This window comes from Streptomyces sp. JLBT605 (genome assembly GCF_058215555.1).
In genome coordinates, this window is record NZ_CM177087.1 from 1,343,632 (window position 1) to 1,366,144 (window position 22,513).

Genomic DNA, 22,513 nt, shown 5'->3' on the forward strand with positions numbered 1-22,513 from the left:
AGTTGCTACTGGGTGGCGCGCCGGGAGAGATGAACGTCGGGCGGCGAAGGTGACCAGCGCCGCGACCCCCCGGGCCGGCTGCCGCGGGAACGGCGGCTCGGACCCGACAGGTATAGTCCACTCCTCCTGGGCGGGGCAAGATCGATAGCGTTTTTCTTCGGCCTCTTTCCCGAGTTGAGACCTGTTCGACATACCGTAGGCGACGCGAGCCTCTGCGGCGTGCCGCCGCCCCGTCACCCGCGTACGCCCCTTGAGCTCCCGCACCCTTGACACCACCCGCCCACCGGCGCCTACTTGACGGTGCGCAACCCCATTGACAACGTTGTCTGACACGTTGTGAGGCTGAGATGCGACACAGACGACGGCGCCGCGCCGGTCGACCGATCGCCCTGCTGGCGGCCGCCTTGCTGGTGGCCACGGCGGACGGGGCCGCGACCTGGGCCGCCGCGACGCCGCACCAACCCCCCGCCCCCACCACTTCGTTCGCCTCCTCGTTCGAATCGGGCGAGCCGCAACCCGACTGGCGCAACACCGTGGAGACCGGCCCGGACGGCGGCGAGCGGGCGGCCGGCGTGGACGGCTCGTACGCCACCGGGATCCCCGGCAATGTGACGGACAAGGTCACCGACGTCCGGGCCAGCGGGGAGCACGTGGAAGCGGGCGAGGTCAAGGAGAACCTGATCGACGGCGAGGTCACCAGCAAGTGGCTGGTCTTCGACACCACCGCCTGGCTGGAATTCAAACTCTCCACGCCCGTGGACGTGGTCCGCTACGCGCTCACCTCGGCCAACGACGCGGCCGGGCGCGACCCCCGCGACTGGCGGCTGCTGGGCTCCGCCGACGGCTCGGCATGGCAGACCCTCGACACCCGCGAGGGCCAGGTGTTCGAGCGCCGCCAGCAGACCCGGGAGTTCACCGCTTCGAACTCCACCGCCTACCGCCACTACCGGCTGGAGATCACCCGCAACGCCGGGGAGGACCTCACCCAACTGGCCGAGGTGCAGCTGGGCGGCAGTGACACCACGCCACCCGCCCCCTCCGCCATGCAGAGCCAGGTGGACTCAGGGCCCGCGGGCTCGCCCACGGCCAAGGCGCGCGCGGGCTTCACCGGGACCCACGCGCTGCGGTACGCGGGCACCCACACCCGCCACGGCCGCGGGTACTCCTACAACAAGGTCTTCGACGTCGATCTGGCGGTGCGCCGCGACACCCGGCTGTCGTACCGGATCTTCCCCTCGATGCCGGAGAGCGATCCGCACTATCCGGCCACCCATGTGGCGGTCGATCTGGCCTTCACCGACGGCACCTATCTGAGTGATCTGGGCGCGGTCGACCAGCACGGCGCCCCGCTGTCCCCGCCTGGCCAGGCCGCGTCCAAGACGCTCTACGTCAACCAGTGGAACCACAAGGAGTCGCGGATCGGGGCGGTCGCCGCGGGGAAGACGGTCGACCGGATCCTGGTGGGTTACGACTCCCCGCGGGGCCCGGCGACGTTCCGCGGCTGGGTCGACGACATCTCCCTCGCGCCCCAGGCCGCCAAGAAACGCCTCGCCCATCTGTCGGACTACGCCGTCACCACCCGCGGCACCAACTCCAGCGGCAGCTTCTCGCGGGGCAACACCTTCCCCGCCACCGCCGTGCCGAACGGCTTCAACTTCTGGACCCCGGTCACCCAGGCCGGGTCCGCCGACTGGCTCTACCAGTACTCCCGCGCCAACAACGCCGACAACCTGCCCACCCTCCAGGCATTCAGCGCCAGCCATGAGCCGAGCCCCTGGATGGGTGACCGGCAGACCTTCCAGGTGATGCCGTCGGCGGCCGCCGGCACCCCGGACGCCGGGCGGACGGCCCGGGCGCTGCCCTTCCGGCACGAGCGGGAGACCGCCCGGCCGCACTACTACGGCGTGCGCTTCGAGAACGGCGTCACGGCCGAGATCGCGCCCACCGACCACGCCGCCATCATGCGTTTCCGTTATCCGGGCGATGACGCCAGCGTCATCTTCGACAACATCACCGGCGACGGCGGGCTCACCCTGGACGCCGAGCACAAAATGGTCACCGGCTACTCCAACGTCCGCAGCGGCCTGTCCGCCGGCGCGTCCCGGATGTTCGTCCACGGCGTCTTCGACGCGCCCGTCACCGCGGGCGGCAAGCTGCCGGGCGACGCCGGCAAGGACGTCACCGGCTACTTCCGCTTCCGGCCGGGCGCGGACCGTACCGTGACGCTGCGGATCGCGACCTCGCTCATCGGCGTCGACCAGGCGAAGGCCAACCTGGACCGCGAGATCCCCCAGGCGGCCACCTTCGAGCAGGTCAAGGCCGATGCCCAGCGGTCATGGGACGAGCTCTTGGGCCGGGTGGAGGTCGAGGGAGCAGACCCGGACCAGCTCACCACGCTCTACTCCAGCCTCTACCGGCTGTATCTGTATCCCAATTCCGCTTACGAGAACGCCGGGACCGCGGCCAAGCCGGAGTACCGGTACGCCAGCCCGTTCTCCCCGCCCGCCGGGCAGAACACCCCGACCCGCACCGGCGCGAAGATCGTGGACGGCAAGGTCTACGTCAACAACGGCTTCTGGGACACCTACCGCACCACCTGGCCGGCCTACTCGCTGCTCACCCCGCGGCGCGCGGGCGAGATGGTCGACGGCTTCGTGCAGCAGTACCGGGACGGCGGCTGGATCTCCCGGTGGTCCTCCCCCGGTTACGCCGATCTGATGACCGGCACCAGCTCGGACGTGGCCTTCGCCGACGCGTACCTCAAGGGCGTGGATTTCGACGCCGAGGCCGCCTACGAGGCCGCGCTGAAGAACGCCACCGTCGTCCCGCCCTCGCCGGGCGTCGGCCGCAAGGGTATGGCCACCTCCCCCTTCCTCGGCTATACCGGCACCGCCACCCCCGAGGGCATGTCCTGGGCAATGGAGGGATATCTCAACGACTTCGGCATCGCGAACATGGCGAAGGCGCTGTACGCGAAGACGAAGAAACCCCGCTATCGGGAGGAGTCCGCCTACTTCCTCAATCGCGCCCGCGATTACGTCAAGCACTTCGACGACCGGGTCGGTTTCTTCCAGGGCCGCGACGGCAAAGGCGAATGGCGGCTCCCGGCGGACACCTACGACCCGCGTGTCTGGGGATACGACTACACCGAGACCAATGGCTGGGGATATGCCTTCTCCGCGCCGCAGGACAGCCGGGGACTCGCCAATCTCTACGGCGGCCGCGAGGGCCTGGCCGGGAAACTCGACACCTACTTCGCCACCCCGGAGACGGCGAGTCCCGAATTCGCCGGTTCCTACGGAGGGGTCATCCATGAGATGACGGAGGCGCGGGACGTGAGGATGGGCATGTACGGCCACAGCAATCAGGTCGCCCATCACGCCATCTACATGTACGACGCGGCCGGCCGGCCCTGGAAGACCCAGGAGAAGGTCCGCGAGGTCCTCTCCCGCCTCTACACCGGCAGCGAGATCGGCCAGGGCTACCACGGTGACGAGGACAACGGGGAGCAGTCGGCCTGGTACCTGTTCAGCGCGCTCGGCTTCTATCCGCTGGTGATGGGCTCCCCCGAGTACGCGGTCGGCTCGCCCCTGTTCACCAAGGCGACCGTGCATCTGGAGGGCGGCCGCGACCTGGTGGTCAAGGCACCGCGCAACAGCGCCCGGAACGTCTACGTCCAGGGCCTGAAGGTCGACGGCAAGCCCTGGACGTCCACGGCCCTGCCGCACGAGCTGCTGGCGCGCGGCGCCACGCTGGAGTTCGCGATGGGCGACAAGCCCTCGGCCTGGGGCACCGGCAAGGACGCGGCCCCCTCCTCCCTCACCCGCGACGACCGCGTACCGACCCCGCGCGGCGACCTGCTCGACGGCCCGGGGGCGCTGTTCGACGACACTTCGGCGACCGACGCCCCGGTCGGCCGGACGGATCTACCGATGCCGTCCGCGCGCCGCGCGGTGCAGTACACCCTGACCTCCTCGGACCGGACGAAGGCACCGTCCGGCTGGGTGCTGGAGGGCTCGGCCGACGGCCGGCGGTGGCGGGAGCTGGACCGCCGCTCGGGCGAGTCCTTCGCCTGGGACCGGCAGACCCGGGTCTTCTCGGTCGACTCGCCCGGACGTTACCGGTATTACCGACTGGTGCCGGATGCCCCGGCTCGACTGGCAGAGGTGGAGCTGCTCGGTATGGACTGAAACCTCTTGACAGGTGAAGATCACCTGAAATGCTCAAGGAGCCGGCGTGGCGCGTCCGGTGACCGGGCACGCCACGCTCACTGTTCCTCACACACCTGGAGCACTCCATGGCCCGCATTCCCGGCCGTACCCGCGGCCGCGCCGTGGCGCGGCTGACGACCGCGGCGATAGCCGCCGCACTGGTCGGCACCTCCGCCGGAGCCGCCGTGGCCGACACCCCGGCCCCGGCCTCCAAGAGCCTGTCCAAGGCCGCCGAGGGTCTCGGCGCCGTGCGGCAGGGAGCCCCGCGGGCCGCCGCGGTGGCCCCCGCCCCGGTGCTGCCGCTGTTCGGCGCCAACGTGGCCGGCGATGTCTTCATGTACGAGCCGAACGGCCGCGGCGGTCTGAAGCCCCGCACGTTCGTGACCGACAGCTGGCAGAGCGTCGACGCCTCCGTGCAGGTGGCCAACGGCAACGACATCGACCTGTACTTCCGCACCCGCAGCAACGCGCTGGGCTTCAGCCACGGCGGCGAGACCACCTGGCTCCCCGGCGACTGGGGCCGGTACAACCTGTTCCGTTCGCCTGGCAACCTCGGCGGCGCCCGCCAGGCGGACCTGCTGGCCCGTGACCGCTCCGGCGTGCTCTGGCTCTACCTGGCCAAGTCCGACGGTACGCTGACCGGCCGCAGAGAGGTCGGCGGCGGCTGGGGCCAGTACACCCAGCTGGCGGGCGAGGGCGACCTGACCGGCGACGGCAGGGCCGACCTGGTCGCCGCCGACCGCTCCGGCACGCTGTGGCTGTACAAGGGCACCGGCGACTACACCAGGCCGTTCGCCCACCGCACCCGGATCGGCACCGGCTGGGGCCAGTACAACCACCTGCTCTCCACCGGCGACCTGACCTTCGACGGCAGAGCCGACCTGATCGCCCGCCACCGGGACGGCTCGCTGTGGCTCTACGCGGGTACGGGCCGGGCGTCCGCGCCCTTCAAGGCGAAGAAGAAGATCGGCGCGTCGGGCTGGAACGGCTACGTCCAGCTGTTCTGAGTCCTGACCGCCCAGAACGCGGGAAACGACACACGTGAAACGGGCACGTGAAAACGGGCCGCACTCCCCGCCAGGGAAGTGCGGCCCGTTCGGTCGCTAGCGGCTGTTCCGCTCGGTGCTTACTTGCGGATCAGCGAGCGCAGCACGTACTGCATGATGCCGCCGTTGCGGTAGTAGTCCGCCTCACCGGGGGTGTCGATGCGGACGACCGCGTCGAACTCGACGCCGGTGTCGGTGGAGACCTTGACCGTGCGCGGGGTGGTGCCGTCGTTCAGCTCGGTGACACCGGTGATGGAGAAGGTCTCCTCGCCGGTCAGGCCGAGGGAGAGGGCCGAGGCACCCTCCGGGAACTGCAGCGGCAGGACGCCCATGCCGATGAGGTTCGAGCGGTGGATGCGCTCGTAGGACTCGGCGATGACGGCCTTGACGCCCAGCAGCGCGGTGCCCTTGGCGGCCCAGTCACGCGAGGAGCCGGAGCCGTACTCCTTGCCCGCCAGGACGACCAGCGGGATGCCGGCGGCCTGGTAGTTCTGCGAGGCGTCGTAGATGAACGACACCGGGCCGTCGGCCTGCGTGAAGTCGCGGGTGAAGCCGCCCTCGGTGCCCGGCGCGATCTGGTTGCGCAGGCGGATGTTGGCGAAGGTGCCGCGGATCATGACCTCGTGGTTGCCGCGGCGCGAGCCGTAGCTGTTGAAGTCGCGACGCTCGACGCCGTGCTCGGTGAGGTACTTGCCGGCCGGGGTGTCGGCCTTGATCGCACCGGCCGGGGAGATGTGGTCGGTGGTGACCGAGTCGCCGAGCTTCGCCAGCACGCGGGCGCCGGTGATGTCGGTGACCGGGGTGGTCTCCATCGTCATGCCCTCGAAGTACGGGGGCTTGCGGACGTAGGTGGACTGCGGGTCCCACTCGAAGGTGTTGCCGGTCGGGATCGGCAGCGCCTGCCACTGCGCGTCACCCGCGAAGACGTCCTGGTAGGAGGTGGAGAACATGTCCTCGCCGATGGCGTTGGCGACGACGTCGTTGACCTCGGCCTCGGTGGGCCAGATGTCCTTGAGGTAGACCGGGTTGCCGTCCTGGTCGGTGCCCAGCGCGTCCTTGGTGATGTCCACCTTCATGGAGCCCGCGATGGCGTACGCGACGACCAGCGGCGGGGAGGCCAGGTAGTTCATCTTGACGTCGGGGTTGATCCGGCCCTCGAAGTTCCGGTTGCCGGAGAGCACCGAGGTGACGGCGAGGTCGGCGTCGTTGACGGCCTTGGAGACCTCCTCCGGCAGCGGGCCGGAGTTGCCGATGCAGGTGGTGCAGCCGTACCCGACGAGGTTGAAGCCCATCTTGTCGAGGTACGGGGTGAGGCCGGCGCGGTCGTAGTAGTCCATGACGACCTTGGAGCCCGGGGCCAGGGTGGTCTTGACCCACGGCTTGCGGGCGAGGCCCTTCTCCACCGCCTTCTTGGCCACCAGCGCGGCGGCGACCATGACGTACGGGTTGGAGGTGTTGGTGCAGGAGGTGATCGCGGCGACGGTGACGGCACCGTGGTCGATCTCGTAGACGGTGCCGTCGGCGGCGGTGACCTGGGTCGGCTTGGTCGGCACGCCGTTGTGGTCGAGCGCCGGGGAGTCCGAGGCCGGGAAGGACTCCTTGCCCGCCTCCTCGTCCTCGTCCACGTAGTTGCGCACGTCCTGCGCGAACGCTTGCGCGGCCTCGGCAAGGATGATGCGGTCCTGCGGGCGCTTCGGGCCGGCGATCGAGGGGACGACCGTGGAGAGGTCCAGCTCGAGCTTCTCGGAGAAGTCCGGCTCGGCGGCCGGGTCGAGCCACAGGCCCTGCTCCTTGGCGTACGCCTCGACCAGCGCGACCTGCTGCTCGGAGCGGCCGGTCAGGCGCAGGTAGTTCAGGGTCTCACCGTCGATGGGGAAGATCGCGGCGGTGGAGCCGAACTCCGGCGACATGTTGCCGATGGTGGCGCGGTTGGCGAGCGAGGTGGCGGCCACGCCCTCGCCGTAGAACTCCACGAACTTGCCGACCACACCGTGCTTGCGCAGCATCTCGGTGATGGTGAGCACCAGGTCGGTGGCGGTGGTGCCGGTGGGCAGCTCGCCGGTCAGCTTGAAGCCGACGACGCGCGGGATGAGCATGGAGACCGGCTGGCCGAGCATCGCGGCCTCGGCCTCGATGCCGCCGACGCCCCAGCCCAGCACGCCGAGGCCGTTGACCATGGTGGTGTGCGAGTCGGTGCCGACCAGGGTGTCCGGGTACGCCTGACCCTTGCGGACCATGACGGTGCGGGCCAGGTGCTCGATGTTGACCTGGTGGACGATGCCGGTGCCCGGCGGGACGACCTTGAACTCGTCGAAGGCGGTCTGGCCCCAGCGCAGGAACTGGTAGCGCTCCTTGTTGCGGCCGTACTCCAGCTCGACGTTCTGCGCGAAGGAGTCCGGGGTGCCGAACTTGTCGGCGATGACGGAGTGGTCGATGACCAGCTCGGCCGGGGCCAGCGGGTTGATCTTCGCCGGGTCGCCGCCGAGCTCCTTGACGGCCTCACGCATGGTGGCGAGGTCCACGACACACGGTACGCCGGTGAAGTCCTGCATGATCACGCGGGCCGGCGTGAACTGGATCTCCTGGCTCGGCTGGGCCTGGGAGTCCCAGTTGCCGAGCGCGCGGATGTGGTCGGCGGTGATGTTCGCGCCGTCCTCGGTGCGGAGCAGGTTCTCCAGCAGCACCTTCAGGCTGTAGGGCAGGCGGGCGGAGCCCTCCACCTTGTCCAGCCGGAAGATCTCGTACGACTCGTCGCCCACCTGCAGCGTGCTGCGGGCGTCGAAGCTGTTCGCCGACACGGCAGTCTCCTTCTTGCGTGATCTCGCGCGTATTCACCGCAATCCTGCCGTCGCAGGTCCAAGCCGATCGGCTAAGGTATGCCTAAGTTAGGCTTGCCTTACCCAAAACGACCGCGGTACGCCTCTCGGCAGATATCTCGATGTCGAGATAACCCTAATACATCGCCGCCGCACGGTCATGCTCCGGCCGCGCCATCGCCGACCCCGCCTGTCCGCGGATCTTGGGGCCCCGCCCGGCGACTCAGGGCGTGAAGACCGCCCGGGTCGGGGCGAGACTGGAAGAAACCGGCAGAACCAGCGGAACCGGCGTAAGAAGGGACGGCCCGCGATGTTCGGGAACACCAAGGCGTTCAGTGGCTTCTCCGTGGACGACATCGGCGCGGCGAAGGACTTCTACGACACCATCCTCGGCCTGCGGGTGTCCGAGGAGCACGGCATGCTGCGGCTGCACATCCCGGGCAGTGCGCCGATCCTGGTCTACCCCAAGGACAACCACACCCCGGCCACCTTCACCATCCTCAACTTCCCCGTCGAGGACATCGACGGCGTCGTCGACGAACTGGTCCGGCGCGGCGTCACCTTCGAGCGGTACGAGGCGTTCGAACAGGACGACAAGGGCGTCGCCCGCAGCCCCGGTGTCGACGTCGCCTGGTTCAAGGACCCCGCGGGGAACGTGCTGTCGGTGCTCCACGACAGGGGGTTCCACGGAGGGTGATGACACTGCTCCGGATGGCCCACCCACATCACCCGCATCTCATATGTGAGATAGCATCATTAGTATGACAGATGATTACCTCACGCGTATCGGCAAGCTCATCCGCGATGCCCGCCAGCACCGGGGTTGGACCCAGTCCCAACTCGCAGAGGCGCTCGGGACGAGTCAGAGTGCGGTGAACCGTATCGAGCGAGGCAACCAGAACATCAGTCTTGAGATGATCGCCCGTATCGGCGAGGCCCTGGACAGCGAGATCGTCTCGCTCGGCTACGCCGGTCCCATGCACCTGCGGGTCGTCGGCGGCCGCCGCCTGTCCGGCAGCATCGACGTGAAGACGAGCAAGAACGCCTGCGTGGCCCTGCTCTGCGCCTCTCTGCTCAACTCCGGCCGCACCACACTGCGCAGGGTCGCCCGGATCGAGGAGGTCTACCGGATCCTGGAGGTGCTGGGCAGCATCGGCGTCCGCACCCGCTGGATCAACGACGGGGCCGACCTGGAGATCGTGCCGCCCGCCGAGCTGGACCTGGACGCGATGGACACCGAGGCGGCCCGCCGGACCCGCAGCGTCATCATGTTCCTCGGCCCGCTGCTGCACCGGATGGACAAGTTCAAGATCCCCTACGCGGGCGGTTGCGACCTGGGCACCCGCACCGTGCAGCCGCACATGACCGCGCTGCGCCACTTCGGCCTGGAGATCACCGCCACCGACGGCACCTACCACGCGGAGGTGGACCGCACGGTCTCCCCCACCCGCGCGATCGTCCTGACCGAGCGCGGCGACACCGTGACGGAGAACGCGCTGCTGGCCGCCGCCCGTTACGACGGTGTCTCCGTCATCCGCAACGCCTCCTCCAACTACATGGTCCAGGACCTGTGCTTCTTCCTGGAGCAGCTGGGTGTCCGGGTGGAGGGCGTCGGCACCACCACGCTGACCGTGCACGGTGTGGCCCAGATCGACCGCGATGTCGACTACGCCCCCTCCGAGGACCCGGTCGAGGCGATGAGCCTGCTCGCCGCGGCCGTGGTGACCGAGTCCGAGCTGACGATCCGCCGGGTGCCGATCGAGTTCCTGGAGATCGAGCTGGCCGTCCTGGAGGAGATGGGCCTGGACCACGAGCGCAGCCCGGAGTACCCGGCGGACAACGGCCGTACCCGGCTGATCGACCTGACCGTGCGGCCGTCGAAGCTGAGCGCTCCGCTGGACAAGATCCACCCGATGCCGTTCCCCGGCCTCAACATCGACAACGTGCCGTTCTTCGCGGCCATCGCCGCCACCGCGCAGGGCTCGACGCTGATCCACGACTGGGTCTACGACAACCGGGCCATCTACCTCACCGACCTGAACCGTCTCGGCGCGGGCGTCAAGCTGCTGGATCCGCACCGGGTGCTGGTGGAGGGCCCCACCCGCTGGCGCAGCGCGGAGATGATGTGCCCGCCGGCGCTGCGGCCCGCGGTGGTGGTGCTGCTGGCGATGATGGCCGCCGAGGGCACCTCGGTGCTGCGCAATGTGTACGTCATCAACCGGGGTTACGAGGATCTGGCGGAGCGGCTGAACTCCATCGGCGCGCAGATCGAGATCTTCCGCGACATCTGACCGGAATCGGTTGATTCACAACCGACCGAACAGTGCACGCCGGACGACGGCGGCGGGGTCCACCGGATATCCCCGAGGGCCCCTCCGCCGTCAGTGCCATTCCCAGCGCAGCGCCCGGAAACCGGGGCCGGGGTTCTCGAAGACGGCGTGGGCCCGGCCGGCGGCGCTGATCCACACCGGCTCGGCGGAGGCCGGTTCGCCGGTGGCCGCGGCGCTGGTGCAGCGCAGGCAGCGCACCGGCACGGCGTCCGGATGGAAGGTCACTTCCAGCGAGTAGAGCTGGGCCGCGGCGCGGAAGCCGCGTCCGCACTCCTCCGTCGGGCGGCCGGACTCGGCGAAGACCAGGGTGTACTCCACCAGCGCGGTCTCGCCCTCGGTCAGGGTGCGGTCCAGGAACAACTCGGTGACCAGCAGCGGGACGCTGGGATCGGCACGCAGCCGGCCCGGGCGGGCGTTGCGTACGTCGACGAAGACGGGCAGCGGGCGATCCGGGTCCTCGCCGCGGATGACGATCACGCAGCGGTCGACCCGCTCGCGGGTCGCCTTGAGCACCAGGCTGGTGGTGAGCCTGCTCTCGGCGCCCTGGGCGTCCAGCTCGTAGCGGTCGTGGGCGGCGACCCGGAGCAGTCCGTCGTCGGCGCTGCCCAGCTCGGCGAGGAGGTCCGGCAGGCTCCCGTACTCGCTCCACAGGCGTTCGGTCTCCATCACCTCGGGGCCCTGGTTGACCCATCGGCCGCGCGGCCGCTTGGGGCCGAGCAGGGAGACCAGGCCGTCGGTGGGCGTGCCCAGCAACTCCTCCAGCAGCCGCACCGCCTGGCGGGACTGCGGGCGTTCGGGGCGGCTGCGGCCGCGCCGCCAGTAGCTGAGGGTGGTCACGCTGATCTCGACCCCGCGTTCGGCGAGCCGGTGCTGGATGCGGTCCAGGCTCAGGCCGCTGGCGCGGATGGCGGCGTCCAGGGCGGCCTCGAAGGGGCCGTGGCGGAGGGCTGCGAGCAGGTCCGCGGGGAGCGGCCTGGGGCCGTGCGCCGGCTTCGGATCCAGCAGCCCTTGGGCCTGATCCGCCGGTCTTGACCGGATATTTCCATGTGACGATGCCACCATGCTCGCCTCCCGCCGACGTACGCGCGCCTGCGTGGGGGCGCCGCCTGTGACCGCGTTGTCGCAGGGATGAGTTGAATGAGGTCACATGCTAGCCAGGTAAAGAAGATTTGAGGACGAGATTGCGGTCACTCTGTGAACAGTTTTACCCAAAGGTAGGGCGGGGCCAGAGCCCGTAGCGCGGGCACGGGGCGCCCTTATGTTCCCTTCACATCGTCCGCAATTAAACAGACTTGGAGTCCGTTGACCGGCCGGGCGGGCAGCGGCCACTCTCCCGGCTCATGAAGAGAACCGTGCTCGCCGGATCGCTGACGCTCGCCGTCAGCGGTCTTCTGATAGCCGGCGTGGGGAACCCCGCCTCTGCCGCCGACGATGTTCGGCCCCATCCGCCGAAGGCCGGCAAGAGCCAGGCCATCGCGGACGCTCGCGACTCCATCGCCGACCACCCGAAGGCGGTCCGCGCGAGCGCCCACGACACCTTCAAGGCCGCCTCGGTGCAGGTCGACAAGGACGGCACGCGCCATGTCCACATGACGCGCACGTACCGCGGTCTGCCCGTTCTGGGCGGAGATGTCATCGTGCACGACGCGCCGAACGGGGCGTTCCGCGAGTCCACCGTGGCGCTGAAGAAGCCCCTCGCGCTGTCGGTGAGCCCCAAGGTCGCCGCCAAGCGCGCGGAGGCCGCCGCGCAGCGGAAGTTCAAGGGCAAGCGCGCCCGGACCTCCTCCAAGCTGGTGATCGACGCGGCCTCGGGCACCCCGAAGCTGGCCTGGCAGGTCACGGTCGACGGCACCGCCCCCGACCAGTCCCCCAGCCACTTCAACGTGCTGGTGGACGCCCTCACCGGCAAGGCCGGGCAGACCTGGAACGACTTCCACACCGCCGAGGGCACCGGCCACGGCTACCAGGTCGGCGACGTCAGCCTGACCACCACCGCGGTCTCCGGCGGCTACCAGCTCAAGGACGCCACCCGCGGCGGCGGCGAGACGCGGGACGCCCAGAACCAGACGGCCACCAACGACAGCCCGCCGGCCGGCTGGGGCAAGTCCTTCACCGACACCGACGACGTGTGGGGCGACGGCACGCTGGGCGACCGCGCCACCGTGGCCGCCGACGCCCACTACGGCATCCAGGCGACCTGGGACTACTACAAGAACGTGCACGGCCGCAACGGCATCAAGAACGACGGTGTCGGCGCCCGGTCCTTCGTGCACTACGGCCAGAACTACTCCAACGCGGGCTGGGACGACACCAGCTTCAGCATGATCTACGGCGACGGTGACGTCGGCCAGAAGCCGTTCACCGAGCTCGACGTGGCCGGCCACGAGATGAGCCACGGTGTCACCTCCGCGACCGCCAACCTGAACTACTACGGCGACGCGGGCGGCCTCAACGAGGCCACCAGCGACATCTTCGGCACCCTGGTCGAGTTCAACGCCAACAACCCGGCGGACACTCCCGACTACCTGATCGGCGAGAAGATCGACATCCGCGGCAACGGCACCCCGCTGCGGTACATGGACGACCCGAAGAAGGACGGCTCCTCGCAGAGCTGCTGGACCACGAACACCAAGAACCTGGACCCGCACTACTCCTCGGGCGTGGGCAACCACTTCTTCTACCTGCTCGCCGTGGGCTCCGGCTCCTCCTCGTACGGCAACAGCCCGACCTGCGACGGCTCCTCGGTCACCGGTCTCGGCAACGCCGCGGCCGGCAAGATCTGGTACCGCGCGCTCACCACGTACATGACCTCCACCACCAGCTACCCGCAGGCCCGTACCGCGACCATCAAGGCCGCGATCGACCTGTACGGCGCGGGCAGCACGCAGTGCTCCGCGGTGGAGAAGGCGTGGAGCGGCGTGGCCGTCGTCCCGACCTCGACCACCTGCGGTGGCGGCACCACCCCGCCGACCGGCTCCAACCTGCTGACCAACCCGGGCTTCGAGTCCGGCGCGACCGGCTGGAGCTCCACCTCCGGAGTGATCACCAACGACGCCAGCGGCACCCCGCGCTCCGGCTCGTACTACGCCTGGCTCAACGGCTACGGCACCAGCCACACCGACACGCTGTCCCAGTCGGTGAGCATCCCCTCCACCGCGGCGGCGCCGAAGCTCAACTTCTACCTGGCCATCGACACCAAGGAGTCCGGCTCCACGGCGTACGACACCCTGAAGGCCCAGGTCGTCTCCGGCACCACCACGACCACCCTGGCGACGTACTCCAACGTCACGCCGGGCAGCTACACCCTCCGCTCCCTTGATCTGTCGGCGTTCAAGGGCAAGACCGTCACGATCAAGTTCACCGGTACCGAGGACTCGTCCGCGGCGACCAGCTTCCTGATCGACGACACGGCGGTCGTCACCGGCTGAGTCAGTACACCCCACACCTCAGCCGGGTGGTGAGCAGGTCCGGTCGGTTCCCCCAACCGACCGGACCTTCTCGCGCCCGTCCGGGCCGCATCGGGGGGCGGCCCGGCCGGCGCGGCTCAGCCGGGCAGTACGGCGATGCCGTCCAGCTCCACCAGGGCCGCCTCGTCCCACAGCCGCACCACGCCGATGACGGCCATCGCCGGATAGTCCCGGCCGGCCAGCTCCCGCCAGATCCGGCCCAGCTCGGGCGCGTGGCGGCGGTAGTCGGCGACATCGGTGGCGTACACCGTGACCCGGGCCAGCCGGCCGGGGTCCCCGCCGCAAGCGCCCAGCGCGGCCAGCAGATTTCCCAGCGCCTGCCGGAACTGCTCGGGCAGGGTCGCGCCGGTGACCTTGCCGTCGGCGTCCAGGGCGGTCTGCCCGGCCAGGAAGACCAGCCGGCCGCCGGTGGCGGTGACGGCGTGGCTGAAGCCGCTCGCCGGGGAGAGCCCGGCCGGGTTCACACGGTCCAGACTCATCGGTACAGCTCCTTGGCGATGATGGTGCGCTGGACCTCGGTGGCGCCCTCGTAGATCCGCGGGGCACGCACCTCGCGGTAGAGGTGTTCGAGCAGATGGCCGCATTGCAGCGCGCGGGCGCCGTGGATCTGCACGGCGGCGTCGACCACGTACTGCGCGGTCTCGGTGGCCAGCAGCTTGGCCATCGCGGACCGCTTGGCCACATCGGGGGCTCCGGCGTCGAACGCCTCGGCCGCCGCCCGGACCAGCAGCCGGGCGGCCTCGGTGCGGGTGGCCATCTCCGCGAGCTGGTGCGCGACCGACTGGAGGTCTTTCAGCGGGCCGCCGAACGCGGTGCGCCGCGCGGCGTGCGCCAGGGCCGCCTCCAGCGCGGCCTGGGCCATTCCGACGGCGAAGGCGCCGACGCTGGGCCGCAGCAGATTGAGGGTGCGCATGGCGACCCGGAAGCCGTCGTCGGGCCGCCCCAGCACGTCGGCGGCGGTGACCGGCACCCCGTCGAAGGCGAGGCTGCCGATGGGGTGCGGGCTGAGCATCCGAAGCGGGCTGCCGGTGAGTCCGGCCCGGTCGGCGGGGACCAGGAAGGCGGTGATCCCGCGCGCGCCGGCGTCCTCGGTGGTGCGGGCGAAGACGGTGTAGACGTCGGCCTCCGGGGCGTTGGAGATCCAGCACTTCTCGCCGGTCAGCCGCCACCGCTCGGGTCCGTCCGGCTCGGCCCGCAGGGTGAGGGCGGCGGCGTCGGAGCCCGCGTCCGCCTCGCTCAGCGCGAAGGCGGTGACCACCCGGCCTGCCCTGACTCCGGGCAGCCAGCGCTCGCGCTGCCCGGCCGTCCCGGAGAGCACCACCGGATACGCGCCCAAGCCCTGGAGGGCCAGCGCGGTCTCGGCCTCGGTGCACTCCACCGCCAGCGACTCGCGCAGCAGGCACAGGTCGCGGGCGCGCACCGGCCCGTCGGCCGGGAAGAGCCGCGCCAGCAGGCCCAGGTCGCCGAGCGCGGCGACCAGCGGGCGGTTGACCCGGCCGGCCTCGGCCCGCTCGGCCAGCGGTCGCAGCCGCTCCGCGGCCATCGCACGCAACCCGGCGCACCAGGTGAGCTGTTCCGCCTCGAGTCCGAATCCCGGCACGGGCGCCCTCCTCGCTGAAGTTATCGCGATCTGTTGACTGTCGTCACCAACACGTTACGCTGACGAAGCGACTCAGGGCAGTCATCCGGCAACGCTAGGAGGCGCGTTGGCGATGCGGCTGGGGACTTCGGCTCATACCGACACCTTCGCCCGTGACCATCTCCCGCCCGCCGACCAGTGGCCACAGCTGCTGCTCGGCCCGCCGGGACCCACCTACCCCGAGCGGCTCAACTGCGGCGCCGAGCTGCTGGACGGCACCGCGCGGCGGCTGGGTCCGCAGCGCGTCGCGATCCGCGGCGCCACCGGCGAGACCTGGACCTACGGCGAGCTGCAGGGCCACGTGGACCGCATCGCGCACACCCTCACCCGGGAGCTGGGCGTGGTCCCCGGCAACCGGGTGCTGCTGCGCGGCCCCACCTCGCCCTGGCTCGCCGCCTGCTGGCTGGCGGTGATGAAGGCGGGCGCCGTCGCGGTGACCGTCCTCGCCTCGCACCGCGCCGCGGAGCTGTCCACCATCTGCGAGATCGCCCGGGTCCGGCACGCGCTGTGCGACGCCCGGTGCGTGGCGGACCTGGAGAAGGCCGAGGTGCCGGGGTTGCGGACCACGGTCTTCGGCGGCCGGTCGGCCGACGACCTGCTGCGGCTGGCGGCCGCCCAGCCGGTGCCGTACACGCCGGTGGAGACCTCGGCGGACGATGTCGCGCTGATCGCCTTCACCTCCGGCACCACCGGCCGGCCCAAGGGGTGCATGCACTTCCACCGCGATGTGCTCGCCATCGCCGACACCTTCTCGGCGCAGGTGCTGCGGCCCGAGCCGGACGACGTGTTCGCGGGCAGCCCGCCGCTGGGCTTCACCTTCGGCCTCGGCGGCCTGGTGGTCTTCCCGCTGCGCGCCGGCGCCTCGGCGCTGCTCACCGACTGGGGCGGGCCCGCCCGGCTGCTCGACGACATCGAACGGCACCGGATATCGGTGCTGTTCACCGCGCCCACCGCCTACCGTGCGATGCTCGGCCGGCTCAGCGCGTACGACACCGGCAGCCTGCGCCGCTGCGTCTCCGCCGGCGAGAACCTGCCCGCCGCCACCTGGCGCGACTGGTACGCGGCCACCGGGCTGCGCATCATCAACGGCATCGGCGCCACCGAACTGCTGCACATCTTCATCTCCGCCGCGGACGACGAGATCCGGCCGGGCACCACCGGGCTTGCCGTACCCGGCTTCCAGGCCCGGGTGGTGGACGCGGAGGGGCTCCCGGTGCCGGACGGCGAGCCGGGCCTGCTGGCGGTGCGCGGCCCGACCGGCTGCCGCTACCTGGCGGACGCGCGGCAGCGCGATTACGTCCGGGACGGCTGGAACCTCACCGGGGACACCTACGTCCGCGAGCCGGACGGCTACTTCCGCTATGTGGCGCGCGCCGACGACATGATCATCTCCGCCGGGTACAACATCGCCGGACCCGAGGTCGAGGACGCGCTGCTGCGCCACCCGCAGGTGGAGGAGGTCGCGGTCACCGGGCGCCCGGACCCGGACCGCGGCATGGTCGTCGTCGCCCACGTGGTGCTGCGGTCCGGTGTGCCGCGCGAGCCGGAGACCGCCGAGGCGCTGCGGGAGTTCACCAAGGCCGAGCTGGCCCCGTACAAGTGCCCCCGGGAGATCGTCTTCCTGGACGCCCTGCCCCGCACCGCCACCGGCAAGCTCCAGCGCTTCCGGCTGCGCGGCGGCGCTCTACAGTAAGCGCGTGAGTGACCACCACGCCCCCCGCTCGCTGATCGTCACCTTCTACGGCGCCTACGGCCGCGGCACGGCCGAGCAGCCCGCCGGGCCGGTGCCGGTGGCCGCCCTCATCCGGCTGCTCGGCGCGGTCGGAGTGGACGCGCCCTCGGTGCGGTCGGCGGTCTCCCGGCTCAAGCGGCGCGGTCTGCTGGTCGCCGGGCGCACCGCGGACGGGGCGGCCGGATACGCGCTGTCGGACGCCGCCCGGCAGATGCTGGACGACGGCGACCGGCGGATCTACCGGCGCCCGGCGGGCCCGTCCGGCGACGGCTGGCTGCTGGCGGTCTTCTCCGTCCCCGAGCAGGAGCGGCACAAGCGCCACCTGCTCCGCTCCCGGCTCGCCCGGCTGGGGTTCGGCACCGCCGCCCCCGGGGTGTGGATCGCCCCCGACCATCTCCACGAGGAGACCCGGCACACCCTGGAGCGGCTGGAGCTGAGCGGCTACGTCGATCTCTTCCGCGGCGGCCACGCCGGGTTCGACCCGACCGCTGAGGCGGTGCGCCGCTGGTGGGACCTGGACGCGCTGGCCAAGCTCCACCTGGCCTTCCTCGACGCGCACGAGCCGGTGCTGCGCCGCTGGGCCCGGCGCCGGGCCACCGACCCGGAGGCGGCCTACCGCGACTATCTGCTGGCCCTGGACTCCTGGCGCCATCTGCCGTACGCCGACCCGGGGCTGCCGTCCGTGCTGCTTCCGAAGGACTGGCCGGGCGCCCGCTCCGCCGAGGTCTTCGCCGCTCTCCACACCCGACTACGCGACGCGGGCGCGCGGTTCGTTGGACCAAGCCCGTCCGGCGATTGAGGACCGGGGTCCGGGGCGGAGCCCGGTGAGGCAGGGCGCCCTAGAGGGTCAGCCTCGGCTTGGGCGCATCCGTCCGGCCAGTCGGCGGCTTCCGACTACCCGCCCCGTACTGCACCGGCCACGGCGCCCCCGGCCCCCGATACCCCTGCTCCGCCGCGGCGTGCAGGGTCCAGTGCGGGTCGTACAGGTGGGGGCGGGCCAGCGCGCACAGGTCCGCGCGGCCGGCCAGGATCAGCGAGTTGACGTCGTCCCAGGAGGAGATCGCGCCGACCGCGATGACCGGCATGCCGAGTTCGTTGCGGATGCGGTCGGCGTACGGGGTCTGGTAGGAGCGGCCGAACTCAGGAGCCTCGTCGGGGACGACCTGCCCGGTGGAGACGTCGATGGCGTCGGCGCCGCGGGCGCGGAAGGCAGCGGCGACCACGACGGCGTCGTCCGCGGTCATGCCGCCGGGCGCCCAGTCGGTCGCCGAGATCCGGACCGTCATGGGGCGGTCGTCCGGCCACACGGCCCGCACCGCGTCGAAGACCTCCAGCGGGTAGCGGAGGCGGGCGGTGAGTGGCCCACCGTAGCCGTCGGTGCGCTGGTTGGTGAGCGGGGACAGGAAGCTGGAGAGCAGATAGCCGTGGGCGCAGTGCAGCTCCAGCAGGTCGAAGCCGGCCCGGGCGGCGCGCCGGGCGGCCTGGGCGAACTGCTCGCGGATCTCGGCCAGTCCGGCCGTGTCCAGTGCGGCGGGGATCTGGCTGACGCCCGGCCGGTAGGGCAGCGGGGAGGGGGCGACCAGCGGCCAGTTTCCGCTGGGCAGCGGGTCGTCGATGCCCTCCCACATCAGCCGGGTGGAGCCCTTGCGGCCGGAGTGCCCCAGCTGCACCCCGATGGCCACCCCGGGTGACTGTCGGTGGGCGAAGTCCACCACGCGCCGCCAGGCCGCCTCCTGCCCGGCGGTGTAGAGCCCGGCGCAGCCCGGCGTGATCCGGCCCTGCGGGCTGACGCACACCATTTCGGTCATCACCAGGCCGGCGCCGCCCAGGGCGCGGGCGCCGAGGTGGACGAGGTGGAAGTCGCCGGGCATGCCGTCTTCGGCGGAGTACATGTCCATCGGGGAGACCACCACGCGGTTGCGCAGGGTCAGCCGGCGCAGCGGGAAGGGGGTGAACATGGGCGGTGTGCCGGGGTCGATGCCGGCCTCCCGCTCGACCGCGGAGACGAATCCGGCGTCACGCAGCCGCAGGTTGTCGTGGGTGACGCGGCGGCTGCGGGTGAGCAGGTTGAACGCGAACTGGCGCGGCGGCTGCGGCAGATAGCGGGAGAGGTTCTCGAACCAGCGCAGGCTGGCCGCGGCCGCGCGCTGGGTGGACTCGACGACGGGGCGGCGTTCGGCCTCGTAGGCGGCGAGCGCCTCGGCGACGGTGGGCCGCTCCTGGAGGCAGGCGGCCAGCGCCAGGGCGTCCTCGACGGCCAGTTTGGTGCCGGAGCCGATGGAGAAGTGCGCGGTGTGCGCGGCGTCGCCGATCAGCACGGTGTTCCGGTGCGACCAGCGGTCGTTGACCACGGTGCGGAAGGCGGTCCACTGGGAGCGGTTGGCGCGCAGCGGACGGCCGTCCAGGGCGGGGGCGAAGAGCCGAGCGCACCGTTCGACGGATTCTTGCGGGGTGCGGCGGTCGAGGCCGGCGCGGCGCCAGACGTCCTCGTGCATCTCGACGATGACGGTGCTGGCGCCTGCCCCGGCCTCCTTCCCGGGGGGCGTCGCGGGGTGCGCGTACGGGTAGCCGTGGAGCTGCATCACGCCGTACTCGGTCTCGGTGATCTCGAACCGGAAGGCGTCGAAGGCGAAGTCGGCGGCGAGCCAGATGTAGCGGCAGCCGTGGGTGGTCAGCCGGGGCCGGAAGGCGTCGGCGTGGGCGTCGCGCGTGGTGCTGTGCACGCCGTCGGCGGCTATCACCAGGTCGTGGTCGCGGGCGAGTTCGGCGGCCGCGGGGGCCGGCGCGCCGAAGTGCAGGCGGATGCCGAGGGCGCGGCAGCGCTGGTGCAGGACGGCCAGCATCCGGCGGCGGCCGATGGCGGCGAAGCCGTGCCCGCCGGAGGTCAGCGCCTTTCCGCGGCGGACCACGTCGATGGTGTCCCAGCGGACGAATTCGGCGCTGAGCGCCTGGTGGACGACCGGGTCGGCGTGCTCGATGCCGCCGAGGGTCTCGTCGGAGAGCACCACGCCGAAGCCGAAGGTGTCGTCGGGGGCGTTGCGCTCCCAGACGGTGATCTCCCGGTCCGGGTCGAGGCGCTTGAGAAGTGCTGCCGCGTACAGTCCGCCGGGGCCGCCGCCTATGACGGCGACCCGCATCGGGCGCGGCACGGCTATCGCCCCTGCCACTTGGGCGAGCGCCGGGCGGTGAACGCGGCATGGAATTCGGCGTAGTCGGAGCTGTTCATCAGCAGCGCCTGGGTGGCCGCGTCCATTTCCACGGCGGCGGCCAGCGGCATGTCGAGTTCGGCGGTGAGCAGTGCCTTGGTCTGGGCGTGGGCCAGGGCGGGCCCTTCGGCGAGGCGGCGGGCGAGGGCGGCGGCGGCCGTGGGGGCCTGGCCCTCGTCGGCCGGCTGGCTGATCAGGCCGATGCGCTCGGCCTCCGGGGCGGGTACGGGCTCGCCGAGCATCAGCAGCCGGGTGGCGTGTCCCAGCCCGACGACGCGAGGCAGCAGGTAGGCGGCGCCCATGTCGCCGCCGGAGAGGCCGACTTTGGTGAAGAGGAAGGCGAAGCGCGCGGTGGGGTCGGCGACGCGGAAGTCGGCGGCGAGCGCCAGGACGGCGCCGGCTCCGGCGGCGACCCCGTGCACGGCCGCGATGACCGGGAAGGGGCATTCCCGCACCGCGCGCACCACCTGCCCGGTCATCCGGTTGAAGTCGAGGAGCGCGCCGGTGTCCATGGCGAGGGTGGCGCCGATGATCTCGTCGACGTCACCGCCGGAGCAGAAGCCGCGGCCTTCGCCGCCGAGCACCAGGGCGCGCACGGCCCGCTCCCGGGAGAGCTCGGCGAGCAGGTCGCGCAGGTCGGCGTAGGCGCCGAAGGTGAGCGCGTTGAGCTTCTCGGGGCGGGCCAGGGTGACGGTGGCGACCCCGGCGTCGAGGGTGAGGCGCAGATTCCGCCACTCCTCGGTCCGGTTCGCCGATCCGGTAAAGGGACTCATGAGCACGGCCTCCTTCAGCCGGGATGGCTGGATGGGCGGACGGGCTGTACCTGCTACCGGAAAGTTATCACTGAAGCGTGACTGTCGTCACGAGTGCGCGATAGACGACAGGCGATGGACGCCGGGAGGCAAGGGAGCCGCCGGGGCGCGGGAGGGCGTCAGGGCGCGAGGGTGGCGACCAGCACCGCCTTGATGGTGTGCATCCTGTTCTCCGCCTCGTCGAAGACGACGGAGTGCTCGGACTCGAAGACCTCGTCGCTGACCTCCAGCTCGGTCAGTCCGTGTCGCTCGTAGATCTCCCGGCCGACATCCGTGCCCAGGTCATGGAAGGCCGGCAGGCAGTGCAGGAACTTCACATCCGGCTTGCCGGTGGCGCGCAGCACGTCCATCGTCACCGCGTACGGGCCGAGCAGCGCGATCCGCTCGTCCCACACCTCCTTGGGCTCGCCCATCGACACCCAGACGTCGGTGGCGACGAAATCCGCCCCGCGCACGCCCTCGGGGACGTCCTCGGTGAGGGTGATGCGGGCGCCGGAGGACTTGGCGAGCTCACGCGCCACGGCCACGATCGTCTCGTCCGGCCACAGCAGCCGGGGAGCCACGATCCGCACGTCCATGCCGAGCAGGGCGCCGGTGACCAGGTAGGAATTGCCCATGTTGTAACGGGCGTCGCCGAGGTAGGCGTAGGCGATCCGGTCCAGCGGCTTGTCGCTGTGCTCGGCCATGGTGAGCACGTCGGCGAGCATCTGGGTGGGGTGCCACTCGTCGGTGAGGCCGTTGTAGACCGGGACGCCGGCGTGCGCGGCGAGCTCCTCCACGACGCCCTGGCCATGGCCCCGGTACTCGATCGCGTCGAACATCCGACCGAGGACGCGCGCGGTGTCCTTGACCGACTCCTTGTGCCCGATCTGCGAACCCGCCGGGTCGAGGTAGGTGGTGGCCGCGCCCTGGTCGGCGGCCGCGACCTCGAAGGCGCAGCGGGTGCGGGTCGAGGTCTTCTCGAAGATCAGGGCGATGTTCTTGCCGCGGAGCCGCTGGACCTCGGAGCCCGAGCGCTTGGCGGCCTTCAGCTCGGCGGCCAGATCCACCAGGCGGCGGAACTCCTCGGCGGTGAAGTCCAGCTCCTTGAGAAAGTGGCGGCCGGTGAGGTCTTTGGCCATGGCTCGGGCTCCTCGGTCGACGGTATGCGCGGCGGATTTCTCCAGCGGTGAGCGGCTGACCGTTGGAAGTATATACGAAGGAATGCATATCTATAGCACGGGCTGTGCGACGGGACTCCTGCCGCTATCGCAC

At 71.0% G+C, this 22,513-nt stretch carries 14 protein-coding genes; 7 read left to right on the top strand and 7 right to left on the bottom strand.

The genetic code is table 11. The features are described from left to right. Window positions 1-347 precede the first annotated feature (347 nt). Both AC4BDD_RS06180 and AC4BDD_RS06185 read left to right on the top strand, forming a co-directional pair. Window positions 348-4,190 (top strand): GH92 family glycosyl hydrolase, encoded by a 3,843-nt coding sequence (locus AC4BDD_RS06180; RefSeq protein WP_490689953.1) that lies wholly within the window; start codon window positions 348-350, stop codon window positions 4,188-4,190. 107 nt (window positions 4,191-4,297) lie between these two features. Further along, a complete protein-coding gene (locus AC4BDD_RS06185; protein WP_490689954.1) occupies window positions 4,298-5,218 on the top strand; it encodes an FG-GAP repeat domain-containing protein in 921 nt (306 codons plus the stop codon). Window positions 5,219-5,337: 119 nt separating this feature from the next. Here AC4BDD_RS06185 and acnA read toward each other — a convergent pair whose 3' ends face one another. After that, window positions 5,338-8,055 carry an aconitate hydratase AcnA gene (gene acnA, locus AC4BDD_RS06190; RefSeq protein WP_490689955.1) on the bottom strand — a complete coding sequence of 906 codons (2,718 nt, stop codon included), beginning with the start codon at window positions 8,053-8,055 and terminating at the stop codon, window positions 5,338-5,340. Between the two features lie 328 nt (window positions 8,056-8,383). Here acnA and AC4BDD_RS06195 point away from each other — a divergent pair, with 328 nt between their 5' ends. Beyond that, complete coding sequence (locus AC4BDD_RS06195; protein ID WP_490689956.1) at window positions 8,384-8,770, top strand: VOC family protein; 387 nt, start codon at window positions 8,384-8,386, stop codon at window positions 8,768-8,770. Window positions 8,771-8,834: 64 nt separating this feature from the next. Continuing rightward, a complete protein-coding gene (locus AC4BDD_RS06200; protein WP_490689957.1) occupies window positions 8,835-10,364 on the top strand; it encodes a helix-turn-helix domain-containing protein in 1,530 nt (509 codons plus the stop codon). 90 nt (window positions 10,365-10,454) lie between these two features. Here the strand turns inward: AC4BDD_RS06200 and AC4BDD_RS06205 are convergent, their stop codons facing one another. After that, window positions 10,455-11,465, bottom strand: a complete 1,011-nt coding sequence (locus tag AC4BDD_RS06205; RefSeq protein ID WP_490689958.1) for a hypothetical protein — start codon at window positions 11,463-11,465, stop codon at window positions 10,455-10,457. 278 nt (window positions 11,466-11,743) lie between these two features. On the opposite strand from AC4BDD_RS06205, the gene AC4BDD_RS06210 reads away from it, so the two are divergent. Next, complete coding sequence (locus AC4BDD_RS06210) at window positions 11,744-13,831, top strand: M4 family metallopeptidase (RefSeq protein WP_490689959.1); 2,088 nt, start codon at window positions 11,744-11,746, stop codon at window positions 13,829-13,831. 116 nt (window positions 13,832-13,947) lie between these two features. Here the strand turns inward: AC4BDD_RS06210 and AC4BDD_RS06215 are convergent, their stop codons facing one another. Continuing rightward, window positions 13,948-14,349, bottom strand: a complete 402-nt coding sequence (locus AC4BDD_RS06215) for a RidA family protein (RefSeq protein WP_490689960.1) — start codon at window positions 14,347-14,349, stop codon at window positions 13,948-13,950. Continuing rightward, window positions 14,346-15,413, bottom strand: coding sequence for an acyl-CoA dehydrogenase family protein (locus tag AC4BDD_RS06220; RefSeq protein WP_490691687.1), 1,068 nt, complete (start codon window positions 15,411-15,413; stop codon window positions 14,346-14,348). The genes AC4BDD_RS06215 and AC4BDD_RS06220 overlap by 4 nt, the downstream gene beginning before the upstream one ends. Window positions 15,414-15,582: 169 nt before the next feature. On the opposite strand from AC4BDD_RS06220, the gene AC4BDD_RS06225 reads away from it, so the two are divergent. Further along, window positions 15,583-17,202, top strand: a complete 1,620-nt coding sequence (locus tag AC4BDD_RS06225; RefSeq protein WP_490689961.1) for an AMP-binding protein — start codon at window positions 15,583-15,585, stop codon at window positions 17,200-17,202. 4 nt (window positions 17,203-17,206) lie between these two features. Further along, a complete protein-coding gene (locus AC4BDD_RS06230; RefSeq protein WP_490689962.1) occupies window positions 17,207-18,040 on the top strand; it encodes a PaaX family transcriptional regulator in 834 nt (277 codons plus the stop codon). Window positions 18,041-18,080: 40 nt separating this feature from the next. On the opposite strand, the gene AC4BDD_RS06235 is transcribed toward AC4BDD_RS06230, so the two are convergent. The 3 genes from AC4BDD_RS06235 to argF form a co-directional block, all read right to left on the bottom strand. Continuing rightward, entirely contained in the window at window positions 18,081-20,378 is a 2,298-nt protein-coding gene (locus AC4BDD_RS06235; RefSeq protein WP_490691688.1) for a bifunctional salicylyl-CoA 5-hydroxylase/oxidoreductase, read from the bottom strand. A 14-nt stretch (window positions 20,379-20,392) separates the two neighbouring features. Next, window positions 20,393-21,220 (bottom strand): enoyl-CoA hydratase family protein, encoded by an 828-nt coding sequence (locus AC4BDD_RS06240; protein WP_490689963.1) that lies wholly within the window; start codon window positions 21,218-21,220, stop codon window positions 20,393-20,395. 158 nt (window positions 21,221-21,378) lie between these two features. Next, entirely contained in the window at window positions 21,379-22,380 is a 1,002-nt protein-coding gene (gene argF / locus AC4BDD_RS06245) for an ornithine carbamoyltransferase (protein ID WP_490689964.1), read from the bottom strand. Between the last annotated feature and the right edge of the window lie 133 nt (window positions 22,381-22,513).